General features: G+C 70.5%; 16 protein-coding genes and 2 tRNA genes. 13 read left to right on the top strand and 5 right to left on the bottom strand.

The genetic code is table 11. From position 1 onward, the window contains the following. The first annotated feature begins 131 nt into the window (after positions 1–131). The 11 genes from dnaN to LL648_RS04865 all read left to right on the top strand — a co-directional run bounded on the left by dnaN (position 132) and on the right by LL648_RS04865 (position 11,500). On the top strand, positions 132–1,289 hold the full coding sequence (gene dnaN / locus LL648_RS04915; protein ID WP_232661195.1) for a DNA polymerase III subunit beta: 1,158 nt from the start codon (positions 132–134) through the stop codon (positions 1,287–1,289). After that, positions 1,290–2,294 (top strand): phosphogluconate dehydrogenase (NAD(+)-dependent, decarboxylating), encoded by a 1,005-nt coding sequence (gene gnd / locus LL648_RS04910; RefSeq protein ID WP_308190262.1) that lies wholly within the window; start codon positions 1,290–1,292, stop codon positions 2,292–2,294. Positions 2,295–2,297: 3 nt separating this feature from the next. Continuing rightward, the gene (recF, locus tag LL648_RS04905; RefSeq protein WP_232661194.1) at positions 2,298–3,446 is read left to right on the top strand and encodes a DNA replication/repair protein RecF; all 1,149 of its coding nucleotides are present in this window, start codon (positions 2,298–2,300) and stop codon (positions 3,444–3,446) included. Positions 3,447–3,638: 192 nt separating this feature from the next. Then, the gene (locus tag LL648_RS04900) at positions 3,639–4,115 is read left to right on the top strand and encodes a DUF721 domain-containing protein (protein ID WP_232661193.1); all 477 of its coding nucleotides are present in this window, start codon (positions 3,639–3,641) and stop codon (positions 4,113–4,115) included. A 266-nt stretch (positions 4,116–4,381) separates the two neighbouring features. Continuing rightward, positions 4,382–6,364 carry a DNA topoisomerase (ATP-hydrolyzing) subunit B gene (gene gyrB / locus LL648_RS04895; protein WP_232661192.1) on the top strand — a complete coding sequence of 661 codons (1,983 nt, stop codon included), beginning with the start codon at positions 4,382–4,384 and terminating at the stop codon, positions 6,362–6,364. Positions 6,365–6,389: 25 nt separating this feature from the next. Next, on the top strand, positions 6,390–8,888 hold the full coding sequence (gyrA, locus tag LL648_RS04890) for a DNA gyrase subunit A (RefSeq protein ID WP_232661191.1): 2,499 nt from the start codon (positions 6,390–6,392) through the stop codon (positions 8,886–8,888). Positions 8,889–9,011: 123 nt separating this feature from the next. Beyond that, the gene (locus LL648_RS45005) at positions 9,012–10,217 is read left to right on the top strand and encodes a DUF3566 domain-containing protein (RefSeq protein WP_308190242.1); all 1,206 of its coding nucleotides are present in this window, start codon (positions 9,012–9,014) and stop codon (positions 10,215–10,217) included. A 53-nt stretch (positions 10,218–10,270) separates the two neighbouring features. Beyond that, a tRNA-Ile gene (locus tag LL648_RS04880) sits at positions 10,271–10,344 on the top strand. A gap of 34 nt (positions 10,345–10,378) precedes the next feature. After that, positions 10,379–10,492, top strand: a complete 114-nt coding sequence (locus LL648_RS04875) for a DLW-39 family protein (protein WP_232661190.1) — start codon at positions 10,379–10,381, stop codon at positions 10,490–10,492. Between the two features lie 47 nt (positions 10,493–10,539). After that, positions 10,540–10,612 (top strand) — tRNA-Ala (locus LL648_RS04870). Positions 10,613–10,933: 321 nt separating this feature from the next. Continuing rightward, entirely contained in the window at positions 10,934–11,500 is a 567-nt protein-coding gene (locus tag LL648_RS04865; protein ID WP_232661189.1) for a hypothetical protein, read from the top strand. A 64-nt stretch (positions 11,501–11,564) separates the two neighbouring features. On the opposite strand, the gene LL648_RS04860 is transcribed toward LL648_RS04865, so the two are convergent. The 5 genes from LL648_RS04860 to LL648_RS04840 form a co-directional block, all read right to left on the bottom strand. Continuing rightward, positions 11,565–12,050, bottom strand: coding sequence for a DinB family protein (locus tag LL648_RS04860; protein ID WP_232661188.1), 486 nt, complete (start codon positions 12,048–12,050; stop codon positions 11,565–11,567). A gap of 25 nt (positions 12,051–12,075) precedes the next feature. After that, the gene (locus tag LL648_RS04855) at positions 12,076–12,732 is read right to left on the bottom strand and encodes a response regulator (RefSeq protein WP_232661187.1); all 657 of its coding nucleotides are present in this window, start codon (positions 12,730–12,732) and stop codon (positions 12,076–12,078) included. Continuing rightward, the gene (locus LL648_RS04850) at positions 12,729–13,925 is read right to left on the bottom strand and encodes a sensor histidine kinase (protein ID WP_232661186.1); all 1,197 of its coding nucleotides are present in this window, start codon (positions 13,923–13,925) and stop codon (positions 12,729–12,731) included. Before LL648_RS04850 ends, LL648_RS04855 begins: the two co-directional genes overlap by 4 nt. Then, the gene (locus LL648_RS04845) at positions 13,918–14,955 is read right to left on the bottom strand and encodes a DUF418 domain-containing protein (RefSeq protein ID WP_232661185.1); all 1,038 of its coding nucleotides are present in this window, start codon (positions 14,953–14,955) and stop codon (positions 13,918–13,920) included. Before LL648_RS04845 ends, LL648_RS04850 begins: the two co-directional genes overlap by 8 nt. 97 nt (positions 14,956–15,052) lie before the next feature. Beyond that, the gene (locus LL648_RS04840; RefSeq protein WP_232661184.1) at positions 15,053–15,451 is read right to left on the bottom strand and encodes a RidA family protein; all 399 of its coding nucleotides are present in this window, start codon (positions 15,449–15,451) and stop codon (positions 15,053–15,055) included. Positions 15,452–15,535: 84 nt separating this feature from the next. On the opposite strand from LL648_RS04840, the gene LL648_RS04835 reads away from it, so the two are divergent. Next, complete coding sequence (locus tag LL648_RS04835; protein WP_232661183.1) at positions 15,536–16,099, top strand: helix-turn-helix domain-containing protein; 564 nt, start codon at positions 15,536–15,538, stop codon at positions 16,097–16,099. Positions 16,100–16,158: 59 nt separating this feature from the next. Further along, positions 16,159–16,827 (top strand): class I SAM-dependent methyltransferase, encoded by a 669-nt coding sequence (locus LL648_RS04830; RefSeq protein ID WP_232661182.1) that lies wholly within the window; start codon positions 16,159–16,161, stop codon positions 16,825–16,827. Positions 16,828–16,830: the final 3 nt, after the last annotated feature.

Below are 16,830 nucleotides of genomic sequence, written 5' to 3'. Positions count from 1 at the left end.
TCCCCGGTTCCGTGCCGTCCCGGTGAACGACCTCGGCACCGCAGCAGTCACACTCGGCTCTGCACCTGCACGACGGTCCGCTTGCGGCCCGAACCCCGTCCATGACACAGCCAGCGCGAGAGGTCCCCGCCATGAAGTTCCGGGTCGAACGCGACGTACTGGCCGACGCCGCTGCCTGGGTGGCGCGCAGCCTCCCGGCCAGGCCTCCGGTCCCGGTCCTCGGCGGTGTGCTGATCGAGGCCGCGACCGGCTCCGACGGCGACCGGCTGACGGTCTCCGGTTTCGACTACGAGACCTCCGCACGTGTGGAGCTCGACGCGACCATCGGTGATCCGGGACGCGTGCTGGTCTCCGGCCGGCTGCTCGCCGACATCACCCGCGCGCTGCCCTCCAAGCCCGTCGACCTGGTCGTCGACGGCGCCCGCGCGACGATCAACTGCGGCAACAGCCGGTTCAGCCTCCCGACGATGCCGGTCGAGGACTACCCACAGCTGCCGACGATGCCTCAGCTCGCCGGCACTGTCGCGGCCGACGAGCTCGGTCAGGCCGTCGCGCAGGTCGCCGTCGCGGCCGGCCGCGACGACACGCTCCCGATGCTCACCGGCATCCGGCTCGAGATCGAGGGGTCGCGGCTGACGCTCGCCGCGACCGACCGGTTCCGCCTCGCGGTGCGCGAGCTCGACTGGACGCCCGAGGACACCGAGCTGTCCAGTGCGGTGCTCATCCCCGCGCGCACGCTCGCCGAGGTCGCGAAGACGCTCGCCGGCGCCGGCTCCGTCGAGATCTCGCTCTCCGCGGGCGACGGCATGCTGGGTGTCACCGGCGGCGGGCGCCGGGCGACCACCCGGTTGCTCGACGCCGAGTTCCCGCGCTTCCGCCAGCTGATCCCCGCCGAGCACACGAGCGCCGCCGTGATCGAGGTGGCCGCACTCGTCGAGGCGATCAAGCGCGTCGCGCTCGTGACCGACCGGGTCGCGCAGGTCCGGATGGAGTTCGGCGAGGACGGGCTGCGCCTGGCGGCCGGCGGCGACGACGTCGGCAGCGCCGAGGAGGAGCTCCCGTGCGAGCTCGACGGCGCGCCGCTGACGATCGCGTTCAACCCGGGCTACCTCCTCGACTCGCTCGGCGCGCTGCACACCGACCGCGCTCAGCTGACGTTCACCACGCCGAACCGGCCCGCGCTCGTCCGACCGGTGCCGGCGCCGCCCGCCGACGACGCGGCCGAGGACCAGCCGGAGCCGGTTCCCGGCTACCTGCATCTCCTGATGCCGGTCCGGCTCCCGGGATAGATCCGGCCCGATCCGCTCAGAACCGGACAGCAATCGCTTCCCTTCCACCAAGGAGCCAGCGTGCAACTCGGACTCATCGGCCTCGGCCGCATGGGCGGAAACATGCGCGACCGCCTGCGCGCGTCGGGTCACGAGGTCGTCGGGTACGACCCGCGGCCGGAGGTGAGCGACGTCGAGTCGCTCGAAGCGTTGGCCGGTGCGCTCGCCGCGCCCCGGGTGGTGTGGGTGATGGTCCCGTCGGGCGAGCCGACGAGGAGCACGGTCCGCAAGCTCGCCGACGTGCTCGAACCGGGCGATCTCGTGATCGACGGCGGGAACTCGCGCTACACCGACGACGGCCCGAACGCCGCGCTCCTCGACGAGAAGGGGATCGGGTACATCGACTGCGGTGTGTCCGGCGGCATCTGGGGCAAGGACAACGGCTACGGCCTGATGGCAGGCGGATCCGCCGAGCACGTCGAGCGCGCGATGCCGATCTTCGATGCGCTGCGGCCGGAGGGTCCGCGCGAGGAGGGCTTCGCGCACGCCGGCCCCGTCGGGGCGGGCCACTTCTCGAAGATGGTCCACAACGGCATCGAGTACGGGCTCATGCAGGCCTACGCCGAGGGCTTCGAGCTGCTCTCCGCCGTGGAGCTGGTGACGGACGTGCCGGCGGTGCTGCAGGCGTGGTCGCGTGGCACGGTCGTCCGGTCGTGGCTGCTCGACCTGCTGGTGCTCGCGCTCAAGGACGACCCGGGGCTCGCCGCGCTCGACGACTACGTCGACGACTCGGGTGAGGGCCGCTGGACGATCGAGGAGGCGATCACGCACGCCGTGCCGCTCCCGGTGATCTCGGCTGCGCTGTTCGCCCGATTCGGTTCGCGCCAGGAGTCCTCGCCGGCCATGCGCGCGGTCGCCGCGCTGCGCCAGCAGTTCGGCGGGCACGCGGTCCGCGCCGCCGGCCCGTCCGGCACCCCCGGTCAGCACGCCGGACCCAGCTCGGGCACCGGTTCCACACAGGGGTAGCGCATGCACCTGCGCCGGCTGGCCGTCGTCGACTTCCGGTCGTGGGAGCGTGCTGAGCTCGACCTCGAACCCGGCGTCACGGTGTTCGTGGGCCCGAACGGCGTCGGCAAGACCAACCTGGTCGAGGCGGCCGGCTACCTCGCCACGCTGGGTTCGCACCGCGTGGCCACCGACGCGCCGCTGATCCGGCGCGGCGCCGAGCACGCGGTGGTGCGCGGCCAGGTCGTGCACGAGGGGCGCGAGCTCGGCGTCGAGATCGAGATCACCGCCGGGCGCGCCAACCGCGCGCGGCGCAACGGCGCGCCGGCGAAGCCGCGCGACCTGCTGGGGATCCTCCGCACGGTCCTGTTCGCGCCGGAGGACCTGGCGCTGGTCCGCGGCGATCCCGGCGAGCGCAGGCGGTTCCTCGACGACATGCTCGTCGCCCGCTTCCCGCGCTACGCCACCGTGCGCTCCGACTACGAGCGGGTGCTGCGGCAGCGGTCGGCGTTGCTGAAGACCGCGCGCAACGGGGGCGACCTGCGCACGCTCGACGTCTGGGACGGCCACCTCGCGACGCACGGCGCCGCGCTGCTCGCCGGCCGGTTGCAGCTGGTCGCCGCGCTCGCCCCCTATGCCGTCGCCGCGTTCTCCGAGGTTGCACCCTCGTCCGAGCCGATCGCGCTCGAGTACCGCTCCGGGCTGTGGCCCGAGCCGCTGGCCGCCGCCGAGCAGCAGGCCGACATCGCCGAGCTGGAGGCGTTGCTGTTGGAGTCGCTCGGCCGGCTGCGGCGGCAGGAGGTCGAGCGCGGTGTCTGCCTCGTCGGCCCGCACCGCGACGACCTCGACCTGAAGCTGGGGGACGGCCCGGCGAAGGGCTACGCGAGCCACGGCGAGTCGTGGGCGATCGCGCTGTCGCTGCGGCTCGCGTCCTACCGTCTGCTGTGTGCCGATGACATCGAACCCGTGCTCGTGCTCGACGACGTCTTCGCCGAGCTCGACACCAAGCGCCGCGCGGCGCTTGCGGACGTCGCTATGCGCGCCGAACAGGTGTTGATCACCGCGGCGGTCGATGCGGACGTGCCGGACGGCCTCGACGGAGCGCGCTTTGCGGTGGGCGGCGGCTCCGTCGAGCGGCTTTCGCAAGAGGCCAGGTCGGGGCTTCGACTGTGATCTCGGCCACCTGGGGACAAGGTTGTGGATACTGTGGATAACTTCCGCTCCACTGGTGATGACGAGCAGAAACGACCGCCCGGCGTACGTGATCAACCGCCCGGCGCAACCCAATCGAGGCCACCTGTCCACAGCCCTGGGGATGAAGGTGGAGAAACCGCCCGTCGCGGAGCCGACATCGCGCGCGACGCGTTGCGGGCCGCGCGGGAGGCCTCGGCGGCCCGCGCCGAGGATCAGGCGGCGCAGCGCAGCGGCCGCAAACCGACCGGTTCGCGCGGTCGGCGCCGCCGCTGGTCGGGTCCCGGCCCGGACGATCGCGACCCGCAGCCGTTCGGCAGGGTGGTCGCACGGGTCTCGCTCGACCGCGGCTGGTCGCCGCGCCTGACCGACGCGACGGTGCTGAGCCGCTGGAACCACCTCGTCGGTCCCGACATCGCCGACCACTGCACGCCGCTGTCGCTGCGCGACGGTGAGCTGGTGCTGCAGGCGGAATCGACCGCGTGGGCGACGCAGCTGCGCACGCTGCAGCGACAGCTGCTCTACAGGCTCGCCGGCGCCGTCGGGAAGGACGTCGTCAAGCGGATCCGGGTGGTCGCGCCGACCGGCCCGAGCTGGCGACACGGACCACGTTCCGTGCGTGGCCGCGGTCCGCGGGACACGTACGGCTGACGAAATCGCCGCAAGCGGCCATTCAGGGCGACGTGACGGCGCCGCAGCGCAGTCGGACCCCCTTCTCGGCCTCGCGGACCCGCCCGAATCGACGATCGGCGTTCTGTGAGGCTTCTAGGGGTGTCCTAGAAGCGTTTCTGTCAGGGCGCACCGGTATGATGGAAGAGGTTCCGGGCATCCCCCGAATCGGCCCGGTCGAGCAGGCTCTGTACGCGACGCCTGTCGTCGTGCACGTGAGCACTCATCGCGAGGAGACATAGCAGCCCGTGGCGGAGAAGAAGAACACCTACGGCGCGTCGTCGATCACCGTTCTCGAAGGTCTCGAGGCAGTCCGCAAGCGCCCCGGCATGTACATCGGGTCCACCGGAGAGCGCGGTCTGCACCACCTGATCTGGGAGGTCGTGGACAACGCCGTCGACGAGGCGATGGCCGGGTACGCCACCCGCGTCGAGGTGACGCTGCAGGAGGACGGCGGCGTGAGCGTCGTCGACGACGGCCGCGGCATCCCGGTCGGCATGCACCCGATCGAGAAGAAGCCCGCCGTCGAGATGGTGCTGACGATGCTGCACGCCGGCGGCAAGTTCGACAGCGACTCCTACGCCGTGTCCGGCGGTCTCCACGGCGTCGGCGTCTCGGTCGTCAACGCGCTGTCCACCGCGCTCGACGTCGAGATCCACACCGACGGTCACGTGTGGCGCCAGCACTACGCGCGCTCCGTGCCCGGTCCGCTGCGCAAGGGCGAGCCGACCAACCGCACCGGCAGCACCGTCACGTACTGGGCCGACGGCGACATCTTCGAGACCCTCACGTACAACATCGAGACGATCCGCCGCCGGCTGCAGGAGATGGCGTTCCTGAACAAGGGGCTCACCATCGTCCTGCGCGACGAGCGCAACGGCGACAGCAACCACGACGCCGAGGAGCCCGACGCCGAGGGCTACGTCGCGAAGGTGAAGGAGTACACCTTCTGCTACCCGGGTGGGCTGGAGGACTTCGTCGCCCACCTGAACAAGTCGAAGGACCCGATCCACAAGAAGCTCGTGTCGTACTCCGCCGAGGCCGAGGGCCACGCCGTCGAGGTCGCGATGCAGTGGAACTCCGGCTACACCGAGTCGGTCTACACCTTCGCCAACACGATCAACACGCACGAGGGCGGCACCCACGAAGAGGGCTTCCGCGCTGCGCTGACCACCACGGTCAACCGCTACGCGAAGGAGAAGAAGTTCCTCAAGGAGAAGGACCCCGCGCTGTCGGGCGACGACATCCGCGAGGGGCTCGCCGCGATCGTCTCGGTCAAGGTCAAGGAGCCCCAGTTCGAGGGCCAGACCAAGACCAAGCTGGGCAACACCGAGATCAAGTCGTTCGTGCAGCGGATCAGCAACGAGTGGCTGGCCGACTGGTTCGAGCGCAACCCCGTCGAGGCGAAGACGATCGTCAACAAGGCGGTCCAGTCGGCGCAGGCGCGCGCGGCGGCCCGCAAGGCGCGTGAGCTCGTCCGCCGCAAGAGCGCGGGCGACATCGGCGGCCTGCCCGGCAAGCTCGCCGACTGCCGCTCGACCGACCCCAGCCGCTCCGAGGTCTACATCGTCGAGGGCGACTCGGCGGGTGGCTCGGCGAAGTCCGGCCGCGACTCGATGTTCCAGGCGATCCTCCCGATCCGCGGCAAGATCATCAACGTGGAGAAGGCGCGCATCGACCGCGTCCTCAAGAACACCGAGGTCCAGGCCATCATCACGGCGCTCGGCACCGGCATCCACGACGAGTTCGACCTCGCCAAGCTGCGCTACCACAAGATCGTGCTGATGGCCGACGCCGACGTCGACGGCCAGCACATCCGCACGCTGCTGCTCACGCTGCTCTTCCGCTTCATGCGCCCGCTCGTCGAGCACGGGCACGTCTTCCTCGCCCAGCCGCCGCTCTACAAGATCAAGTGGGGCGGCCGCGGCGCCGAGCCGGAGTTCGCCTACTCCGACCGCGAGCGCGACGGCCTCATCGAGGCCGGCCGCGCCGCCGGCAAGAAGCTGCCGAAGGAAGAGGGCGTCCAGCGCTACAAGGGCCTCGGCGAGATGAACGCCAAGGAGCTGTGGGAGACCACGATGGACCCGGCCAACCGGGTGCTGCTGCAGGTCACCCTCGACGACGCCGCCACCGCCGACGAGCTGTTCTCGATCCTGATGGGCGAGGACGTCGAGTCACGCCGGTCGTTCATCACCCGCAACGCCAAGGACGTGCGGTTCCTGGACGTCTGAGTCCGAACCGCGGAAGGAACTTCGCATGACAGACACCTTGGATCCCACGTTGCCGCCGCCCAGCGAAGGCGACCGCACGGAGCCGGTCGACATCCAGCAGGAGATGCAGCGCTCCTACATCGACTACGCGATGAGCGTGATCGTCGGTCGCGCGCTGCCGCTGGTCGAGGACGGGCTCAAGCCGGTGCACCGGCGCGTCCTCTACTCGATGGGGGAGAACGGCTTCCGCCCCGACCGCAGCTACGTCAAGTGCGCGCGCGTCGTCGGCGAGGTCATGGGTAACTACCACCCCCACGGCGACACGTCGATCTACGACGCGCTCGTCCGGCTCGCGCAGCCGTGGTCGATGCGCTACCCGCTGATCGACGGGCAGGGCAACTTCGGGTCGCGGGGCAACGACCCGGCTGCCGCCATGAGGTACACGGAGTGCCGTCTCACCCCGCTCGCCATGGCGATGCTGCAGGACATCGACGAGGACACCGTCGACTTCGCGCCGAACTACGACGGCAAGACGCAGGAACCGGACGTCCTGCCGTCGCGCGTGCCGAACCTGCTCATCAACGGCAGCTCCGGCATCGCCGTCGGCATGGCGACCAACATCCCGCCGCACAACCTGCGTGAGGTCGGCGCCGGCGTCGTCTGGTCGCTCGACAACTGGGAAGCATCCGACGAGGAGCTGCTCACCGCGCTCATGGAGCGCATCAAGGGCCCCGACTTCCCGACCGCGGGGCTCATCGTGGGCCGCGACGGCATCGAGCAGGCCTACCGCACCGGTCGCGGTTCCGTGCGCATGCGCGCGGTCGTCGAGGTGGAGGAGGACGCCAAGGGGCGCACCATCCTCGTCGTCACCGAGCTGCCGTACCAGGTCAACCCGGACAACCTGATCGAGTCGATCGCGAGCCAGCACCGCGACGGCAAGCTCGCCGGCATCGCCGAGATCAACGACGAGTCGTCCGACCGCATCGGCATGCGCATCGTGATCACGCTCAAGCGCGACGCCGTCGCCAAGGTCGTGATCAACAACCTGTACAAGCACACGCAGCTGCAGTACGCGTTCGGCGTCAACATGCTGGCGATCGTCGACGGCGTGCCGCGCACGCTGCGCCTCGACCAGGTCGTGCGCAACTACATCCGCCACCAGATCGAGGTCATCGTCCGGCGCACCCGCTACCGCCTGCGCAAGGCGGAGGAGCGGGCCCACATCCTGCGCGGATACGTCAAGGCACTCGACGCGCTCGACGAGGTCATCGCGCTGATCAGGGCGTCGGCGACGGTCGAGGTCGCGCGCGACGGCCTGATCCAGCTGCTCGACGTCGACGAGATCCAGGCCCAGGCGATCCTCGACATGCAGCTGCGGCGGCTCGCCGCGCTGGAGCGTCAGAAGATCATCGACGAGCTCGCGGAGATCGAGCGGACGATCGCCGACCTCGAGGACATCCTCGCCCGCCCCGAGCGGCAGCGGCAGATCGTGCGCGACGAGCTCACCGAGATCGTCGAGAAGCACGGCGACGAGCGGCGCACGCAGATCGTCGCGGACGACGGTGATGTCACCAACGAGGACCTCATCGCCGTCGAGGACGTCGTCGTCACGATCACGCAGACCGGTTACGCGAAGCGCACCAAGACCGACCTCTACCGCGCCCAGAAGCGTGGCGGCAAGGGCGTGCAGGGTGCGACGCTGAAGCAGGACGACATCGTCGCCCACTTCTTCGTCTGCTCGACGCACGACTGGATGCTGTTCTTCACGAACAAGGGGCGCGTCTACCGGCTCAAGGCCTACGAGCTGCCGGAGGCCAACCGCAACGCGCGTGGCCAGCACGTGGCGAACCTGCTCGCGTTCCAACCGGACGAGCACATCGCCCAGGTCATGCAGATCAAGGACTACCAGGCCGCGCCATATCTCGTCCTTGCGACGAGAAGTGGTCTGGTGAAGAAGTCGCGGCTCACCGACTTCGATTCGCCCCGGTCCGGCGGTCTGATCGGCATCAACCTCCGCGAGGACGACGAGCTCGTCGGCGCCGTGCTCTGCTCGGCGAACGACGACCTGCTGCTCGTCTCTGCGGAGGGCCAGTCGATCCGGTTCACCGCGAGCGACGAGGTGCTGCGCCCGATGGGCCGGGCCACCTCCGGTGTGTTGGGGATGCGGTTCAACCCCGACGACCACCTGCTCTCGCTCGCCGTGGTGCTGCCCGACACGTTCGTGTTGGTCGCGACCACCGGCGGCTACGCGAAGCGCACGCCGATCGAGGATTACCCGGTGCAGGGCCGCGGCGGCAAGGGGGTTCTGACCCTCCAGTACGACCGTCGCCGTGGCACGCTGGTCGGTGCGCTCATCGTCGGGATCGACGACGAGCTGTATGCGATCACCTCTACCGGCGGGGTGATCCGGACATCGGCCCGTGAAGTTCGCAAGGCCGGACGTCAGACGAAGGGGGTCCGTCTCATGAACCTCGGCGAGAGTGCAACGCTGCTGGCGGTCGCGCGCAATGCCGAGGACGATGCAGACGAGACCGAACAGAGCTGACGCCCGAGGCGCTAGCGAACGAGCGCCATCGAAGAGGAGACACCTCGACTCGTGAACGACACGACGAGCACACCTGACGACCCCGAACGCGGCACCGTGGCAACCGGTGGAACGTCAGGCGAGGTGCCTGAGCAGCAGGCCGCTCCTCATCGGGACGGCACCAACGGCACGAGCGGCATGACCGGCCCGACCGCCGGCGCGGAGCAACCCGCGCCGGCGGCCGCCGCCGAACAGCAGCAGGCCGAACAACAGCAGGCCGAACAGCAGGCCCAGGGGCAGGCCGAGGCTCCAGTCGCGTCACCGCCTGCGTCACCGCCCGCTCCGCCGCAGGTACCGGCCCAGTCCGCTCCCGCCGGACCTGTGGCGGCGGAGCAGCCGGCGGCCGCGGAGCCCGTGCCGGACGAGACGAAGACCGCGGTGGACATGCCGGCCGTCGACGCCGCGACCACCGTCGTCGATCCCAACCGGCCGCCGCCCGAGGAAGCGCCGACGGCGCGCATCCGGCTGCACACCGCGGGCAACGGCAAGCAGAACCCGTCGGCGTACGCGCCGGTGGGCAGCGACGACGCCACCCGGCCGGTCGATCCGGCGATCCTCGCCGCGGCCGCCCGCCAGGCAGCGGCGTCGTCCCGGATGGCGACGCCGCCGGAACCCGCCCCGGGACCCGTTCCCGGCCCCGGCCCCGAGGCGGCTCCGCCGCCCCCGTGGAGCCGGATGCCGGGGCAGGACGCGCCCCACGAACAAACGCAGCCGGCGGCAGCGCCGCAGCCCCAGACCCCGCCGCCGCCCCCGCCCGCACAGCCGCAACACTCACCCGGGCCGGTGGGCGGCCTGCTCGACACCGAAGGCCCGACCACCTTCCTCGAAGCGCCGCCGCAGCACCCCGGCTTCGCCGGCGCGGAGCACTCCGAGCCCACGACGGAGCAGGGCACCGGCCGCACGACGGTGCGCGCGGTCCGCAACCGCGCACCGAGGCAGGCCGCGCTGCAGCTGAAGCGCCTCGACCCATGGGCCGTCATGAAGCTCGGGCTCGTGCTGGCCGTCGTCCTGTTCCTCGTCTGGATGGTCGCCGTCGGCGTGCTGTACGGCGCCCTCGACGGCATGGGCGTCTGGGGTCGCCTCAACGGCGGCTACGCCGAGTTGCTCTCCAGCGGCGCCGTATCGGGCGAACCACTCATCACCGCAGGACGGGTCTTCGGCCTCGCCGCAGTCGTGGGAGCGATCAACAGCCTGCTCTTCGCCGTCGCGATGACCGTGGGCGCGTTCGTCTACAACGTGTCGTCCGACCTGGTAGGCGGCATCGAGGTCACGCTCTCGGAGCGCGACTGATATCCCGGTTGCGGAGCGCTCGGGGCCGTGAGGTAGCCTCGATCGTGCCGCAGGGGCCTATAGCTCAGTTGGTTAGAGCGCGTCGCTGATAACGACGAGGTCGCTGGTTCAAATCCAGCTAGGCCCACTTCCGATCCCCGGAACAGGCAAGGACGAACACCATGAAGAAGCTTCTCCTCGTCGTCGTCGCCCTCGCTGCGGGCGCACTCGTCTTCTCGAAGATCCGGGCGTCCCGCTCGGAGAACGACCTGTGGCACGAGGCCACCAACAACTGATCATCACCCAGCGCTCACGCTGAGCGAGTTACGTCCCGCTCAGCACAGGGGACGTAGCTCAATTGGCAGAGCACCGCCTTTGCAAGGCGGGGGTTAGGGGTTCGATTCCCCTCGTCTCCACCCGATCGGGGGCGACGTGTGCCACGCCTGCGGCGTTGGCCTCTGGCCGATCATCGTCTTCCTATGTGGGGGCCAAGCCCCCACACCCCCGGCCGGGGGCTGCGCCCCCGGATCCCCATCTCCTGTGGTCCATTCCCGTGCCTTCGCTTTGCTTGGCTGCCTTGGCTTCGCTCGGTTTCGGTGATTCTGGGCCAGCCATCTGTGAAGATCGGGCCTACCGGAGCTGCGAGACTTTGCGTGGGTTCCGCGAGACGGTTCTCAGTTCGGGTGAGCGTCAGCACTCGGCTGACCGCAGCGGGTCGCTAAGGGATCATCTCGGTCATGAGCACCACCCCGGATCCCGGCCGGTGGCCGCGCTGGGTGTGGCCGCGGCTGGCCCTCGCCGTGGCCGTGTTGCTCGTTGCGCTCGTCGGCGTGGCAATTGTGCTCGTCGATGGTGCAGTGACGCAGCTGGAGACCGAGCGCGGCGGGGCGGGAGGTGGCGCGCGGTTGCAGCTGCTTCCCGGCTCCCCGGAAGGCGCGTTGGTGGAGCTGATGCGCCTGATCGCCACTCCCGATGAGAGCGAACCCGCGTGCTCGGGCGCGTTGCTCGACGAGGACGCCCGCACGGCGCTCGCCGCCACGCTCGGCGCGCGTGACTGCCGCTCCGCCGTCCGTCATCTGCGATCCCGGCTTGCCGACCCCGGCCGGTACCACCGGATCGAGTACAGCTCCCTCGCCATCCGCCAGCTGCCGGACGGGTCGGTCGAGGTTGATGGATGCGGAGTGCGGTGGCAGTCCAACCCGTTCGCCCCGCCGGAAGTGGCACCGGGGCCGGCACCGGGTCGGGTCGTGACCGCACCGATTTACGGCATGGCCTGGTCGATCACCGACGTGCAACCCTGCTGAACCCGAGCCTGCCGGCGTGTCCTTCGTCCGCCCGATGGCCATCTCGGCTGGCCGGGCCATCGACCTATCGGCCGATCACTCCGTCGATCTGCTCGCGCAGGATGTCGGCGTGGCCGGCGTGGCGGGCCGTCTCGCTGATCATGTGCTGCATGATCCACCGCGCTGTGGCGGGGTGCCGAGCCGTGTTCGGTTCGTCGATGACCTGACCGAGATCGGTCCAGCCGGCGATGATCGTGTCGGACTCCTGCGAGGCGTTCCGGTAGCCGGCAACCAGATCCGCGACGGTCTCGTCGGCGTCGAGCACCGACACCGCCTTCCACTCGTCCCTAGTGGCTCCGCCGAACCAGAGCCGTTCCGAGGCGGTCAAGTGTTTGACCAGCCAGGCCAGGCTGGTTCCCGAGGGCACGCAGGCTCGGTGCGCGACCGCGTCGGGCAGGTCGACCACCTTCTTGATGATCGCCTCGCGCTTGTAGCCGAGGAACTCGGCGAGCACCGCAGCCTCGCCACGGTCTCCGAAAGCGGCGACGCGAACATCACCTGAAGGGGTCACGGCACCTGACCCTACGGCTTGTTCATCAAGTGGGTTCCGCCACGCGGTTCTCCCACGCCCAGGCGGCGATCCCGACGCGATTGCGGACCCCGAGCTTGCCTTGGATGGTTGCCACGTGGCTCTTCACCGTGCTCAGCGAGATGAACAGCTCGGCGGCGATCTCACGATTGGTGCATCCCCGTGCGGTGGCGCGGACGACCTCGATCTCCCGGTCCGTCAGCGGCGTCGTGGGCCGGCCGACGGCTTGCGGTCGGGTGGCCGTCACGTGGCGGAGCAGCCGCATGGTGACCGAAGGTGAGACCAGGGCGTCCCCGACGCTCGCGGCCCGGACGGCCTCCACCAGCAAGGCGGGGCCGGCGTCTTTGAGGATGAACCCGACCGCCCCACCGCGCAGCGCGCCGTAGACGTAGTCGTCGAGGTCGAAGGTGGTCACCACGACCACCCGCAGCGGTGCGCCGACGCCGGGACCCGCCAGCGCACGGGTGACACAGATGCCGTCGAGGCGGGGCATCCGGATGTCGACCAGACACACGTCGGGGCGAAGCTGCCGAGCCAGCGCGACCGCCTCCACGCCGTCGGCCGCTTCAGCGATCACGCTGATGTCGGGCTGATCCTCCAGGATCATGCGCAGGCCGCCGCGCACCATCGCCTGGTCGTCGGCCAGCAGCACTCTGATGGTCATTCGCGCCCGGATGCGGCGAAGGGCAGGTCGGCCCGGATCGACCAACCGGCATCCGCGCGCCGGCCCGCTTGCAGCGTGCCGCCGAGGGCCTCGACCCGCTCGCGCATCCCGATCAATCCGTGCCCGCGCAGTCCGTGCCCGCTCAGTCCGTGCCCGCCGCGGCGGTAGCGGGTCGGGGTGGTCGGGGCGTCGTCCGTGACCTCGATGGTGAGGGCCTCATGGTCCTGGGCGACGTCGATCGTGACCGAGCCCGCCGCCGGGGCGTGCCGGGCGATGTTGGTCAGCGATTCCTGGACGATCCGGTAGACGGTGCTGCTCACCTCTGCCGGCCACACCTGCCCATCAGCAGGCATCCGGAGCTGCACCGCGGGGCCGTGCCCGTGGTCCTGGAATCGCCTGACCAGCTCGCCGATCTGCTCGCACCCCGCCGCGGCCGAGACGACGTCGTCGCCGTCGCGCAGCAACCCGACGACCCGGCGGATCGCGCCCAATGCCTCGGAGCCGGCAGCCTCGATGTCGGCCAGCGACCGGCCGACGTCGTCCGCGTTCTTGCGGACGGCGAGCTGGGCAGCCTGGGCCTGGATGACGATCCCGGTGAGGTGGTGGGCGGCGACGTCGTGCAGCTCCCTGGCCAGCTCCATGCGCTCCTCGCGGCGGACCTCGTCGACGAAGGCCCGGCGGCGGGCGTCCCGCAGCCGGCCCGACAACCCGACCACGATCGCGCCGAGCCAGCCCAAGGCGTTCAGCGTCGTCACCGCCGTGATCCCCGCGGAGGAGGGCGTGGCGGCGAACCAGGTGCCGGCGACCACTGCGAACCCCGCGGCCGCGACTGCAACGGCCCGTCGAGCAGGGAGCGCTCGAACCGCCGAGCCGACGAGCACCGCCAGGCCCAGCACCGTGGCCGGGCCGGGCTCTTGAGGCAGGTCGGCGGCCCACGCGACAAGGACGGCGACCACCGCGACGACCAGACCCGCGGCCGCAGCCCGATCCTGACCTCGCCACCACAGCGCGAGCCAGCACACCACCAGCCCCGCGGCGGCGTCGAACAGCCAGTAGACGCCGCCCCAGCTCACCCCGATCGCGACCGCCGTCACGAGCAGCGTCGCGGCGGACGCGACGGCGAGCACCACGTCGACCACGAGCCCGAGCCGCCGATCCCAACCATCAACGCCGGCGCGCCGGCCGCTAGCCACCGACAACCGCCCGAGGCCCGGGGGTGCGGCGCAGGGGCGGGCGCCGTGCCCAGGTGGCCCAGCGCCACAGCCACTCCAGCGGGCCCTGGCTGTAGCGGCGCAGCCAGAGGGACGAGAACAGCCACTGGACCGCGAGGACGAAACCGGCGATCACGAGCACCGTCTTCGACGACCAACGCTCCGGGTGACCAACCAACAGGTAGACACCCAGCACCAGGACCGTGGCGGTCAGGTAGTTGGTCAACGCCATCCGACCGAGCGGCTCGAAGACCACCCGCAACGCCCGGCGCAGTGGCGTCTGCAGCAGCACCAGCAGGAGGCACACGTACAGCCCCGCCAGCAGCAACCCTGCCCCCGGGTACACGATCCGCGCGATCGGGCCGTCGACATCACCGGTCCGCTCGAACCCGACCTGCAGCCAGAGCAGAGGTGCCGCCCCGACCGCGAACACCGCGCCCAGCACCGCCGGAACCCGCGCTGTTCGCTCGATCCGGGCGACCACCCCGTACCGGGTCAGCGCCGCGCCCAGCAGGAACAACCCGGGCACGAGCGCAAAATGCCCGCCGCCGAGGAGCAGCGCGGCCGCGAGGAGCACGGCGGCGAGCCCGGCCACCACCCATCGCGGCAGCCAGCTGGAAGGCAGCAGCACCACCAGCCCGGCGGCCGCGTACACGGCCAGGATGTCGCCCCGCCATAGCAGCAGCATGTGCGCCAGTCCGATCACCAGCAGCACGAGGAGCCGCCGCAAGAGAACCAGCCGCGGACGAGCGGCACGACGTGCGGCGGATTCCAGCAGCAGTGAGAACCCGATCCCGAAAAGCACCGAGAAGATCGGGTAGAAGCGCAGATCGACCAGCAGGTGCAACCAGTCGACGGCGCTTTCCTGGGTCGCGGACGACACCACCGAGGCGTCGTCGACGTTGGCGATCGGTTTGACGTTCGCGACCAGCACCCCGCACAGTGCGAATCCGCGCACTACGTCGAGCCCGACGAGACGTGGCCGGCGAGGATGGAGATCGTCACGAGGCATGGGCAAATCGTGCGAACCCGGCCAGGCGCCGACAACCGGTCACATTCTCGGTTCGGGCCGGCGGGATCGTACTTTCGGCCACTTTCCGGTGGCGGCGCTAGCCTTCCTCGGGCTTGTAGGCGATCGCGTCGACGTCGACCAGGAAGTCCAGCGGGGGTCGGCCTTCGAAGGTCATGCGAGCCGGCAGGTACTCGTCGAAGAACGTGCGGTACACCTCGTTGAACGCTGCCCAGTCGGCCACGTCCTGGAGGTGGACGGTGACCATCACGAGGTCGTCGAGGTCCGCTCCGGCGGCGCGCAGCACGGTGCGGATGTTGTCGAAGACCTGACGGGTCTGGATCGCGAGGTCTTTCTCGACCGTCTCGCCGGTCGCCGGATCGAGCGGCACCGTGCCCGAGACGAAGATCAGGTCGCCGGCACGCACGGCTTGCGAGAACGGTCCGACCGGCCGTCCGGCCGCCTCGGTGAACACAACTGATTTGGTGCCACGGGGCATCGGGCTGTCCCTTCGCTGTCTAGTCTCATGAACGAGGCTAAAGTCTCATTCATGATGCTTCTGTGCAAGGGATAGGGTCGCGCCGTGGATGACGCACGACGGGCGGTCGCCGCGAACCTGCGGACCATCCGAGCAGCTCGGGGGATGACCGTGGCCGCGCTCGCCGAGGCCAGCGGCACCGGCAAGGCCACGCTCTCGCGCATCGAGGCGGGGCAGGCCAACCCGACCCTGGAGACGATCTACGCTCTCGCCGACGCGTTGAACGTCTCCTGGGGAGCGCTGGTCGCGCAGCCGCCGATGCGCGTTGCGGTGACCCGCGCCGCCGACCTCGCCGTCGCCGCCGACCCCGTGCAGGCCAGGCTGCTCACCCAGATCACGGGCGTCCCGCTGATCGAGGCGCTCGACATCGTCGTCCCGGTGGGCGGCCGGCGCGAGTCCGGCGCCCATCCCCGAGGTGTCGTCGAGCACCTGTTCCTGATCGAGGGTCGGCTCCGGGCCGGGCCGCAGGACGAGGCGGAGGAGCTGGCCGCCGGGGACGTCCTGCGCTTCGCCGCCGACGTCCCGCACGTCTACGAGACCCTCGGCGCCGAGCCGGCGCGGGCCGTGGTGCTGATGGCCTATCCGACGATCACGACCGGCCAGTACTGACCGGCTGATCGGGCTGACCCAGCGCTGAGTGTCGGACCTGCTCGCTACCGTGCCGCACCATGGGTGCGATCTCCGTCTCTCAGCCTGCTGACCTCGACGCCGTCCGCGATTCGTACGACCGGGTGGCCGACAAGTACGTGGAGATGGTGGCCACGACGGGCCTCGGGGACGTCCGGAGCCACCCGTGGCTGCGCGCCGCAATGGACGCGTTCGCCGACACCGCCGGCAAGCTGGGCCCGGTGCTCGACGTGGGGTGCGGGCCCGGCCAGGTGACGGCTTACCTCGCCGAGCGCGGCGTCGACGTCTCCGGTGTCGACCTGTCGCCACGCATGGTCGAGCACGCGCGCCGCCTCCACCCCCGGTGCACCTTCAGCGTCGGGTCGGCCACCGAACTCGACCTGGCCGAAGGGTCCCTGGGTGGCGTGATGGGCTGGTGGTCGTTGTTCAACCTGCCCCGCGACATCCTGCCGGAGGTCCTGTCGACGTTCGCCCGTTCGCTCGTGCCGGCGGGTCAGATGATCCTCGCGACGCACGTCGGCGACGACGACCTGGCACGCACCGAGGCCTACGGCGGGGTCCCGGTCACCTGGACGACATACCAGTGGCGACCGGAGCAGCTGGTCGGGCTGATCGAGGAGGCCGGGCTGAAGCTCGTGGCCGAGCTGCGGCTCCCTCCCGAGCCGCCGATCGGCCCGGTCGTCGTCCTCGTTGCCAAGCGCGAACCCTGAGCC

Source organism: Pseudonocardia sp. TRM90224, from assembly GCF_021245725.1.
In the GTDB taxonomy this organism is placed as follows: domain Bacteria; phylum Actinomycetota; class Actinomycetes; order Mycobacteriales; family Pseudonocardiaceae; genus Pseudonocardia.
This window is presented reverse-complemented; position numbering and strand designations above follow the sequence as displayed.

What these genes read in the sequence shown, in the direction of transcription:
- dnaN (WP_232661195.1), top strand. Translation starts at nt 132, where the DNA reads ATGAAGTTCCGGGTCGAACGCGACGTACTGGCCGACGCCGCTGCCTGG.
- recF (WP_232661194.1), top strand. Translation starts at nt 2,298, where the DNA reads ATGCACCTGCGCCGGCTGGCCGTCGTCGACTTCCGGTCGTGGGAGCGT.
- gyrA (WP_232661191.1), top strand. Translation starts at nt 6,390, where the DNA reads ATGACAGACACCTTGGATCCCACGTTGCCGCCGCCCAGCGAAGGCGAC.
- LL648_RS04875 (WP_232661190.1), top strand. Translation starts at nt 10,379, where the DNA reads ATGAAGAAGCTTCTCCTCGTCGTCGTCGCCCTCGCTGCGGGCGCACTC.
- LL648_RS04865 (WP_232661189.1), top strand. Translation starts at nt 10,934, where the DNA reads ATGAGCACCACCCCGGATCCCGGCCGGTGGCCGCGCTGGGTGTGGCCG.
- LL648_RS04855 (WP_232661187.1), bottom strand. Translation starts at nt 12,732, where the DNA reads ATGACCATCAGAGTGCTGCTGGCCGACGACCAGGCGATGGTGCGCGGC.
- LL648_RS04845 (WP_232661185.1), bottom strand. Translation starts at nt 14,955, where the DNA reads ATGCCTCGTGACGATCTCCATCCTCGCCGGCCACGTCTCGTCGGGCTC.
- LL648_RS04840 (WP_232661184.1), bottom strand. Translation starts at nt 15,451, where the DNA reads ATGCCCCGTGGCACCAAATCAGTTGTGTTCACCGAGGCGGCCGGACGG.
- LL648_RS04830 (WP_232661182.1), top strand. Translation starts at nt 16,159, where the DNA reads ATGGGTGCGATCTCCGTCTCTCAGCCTGCTGACCTCGACGCCGTCCGC.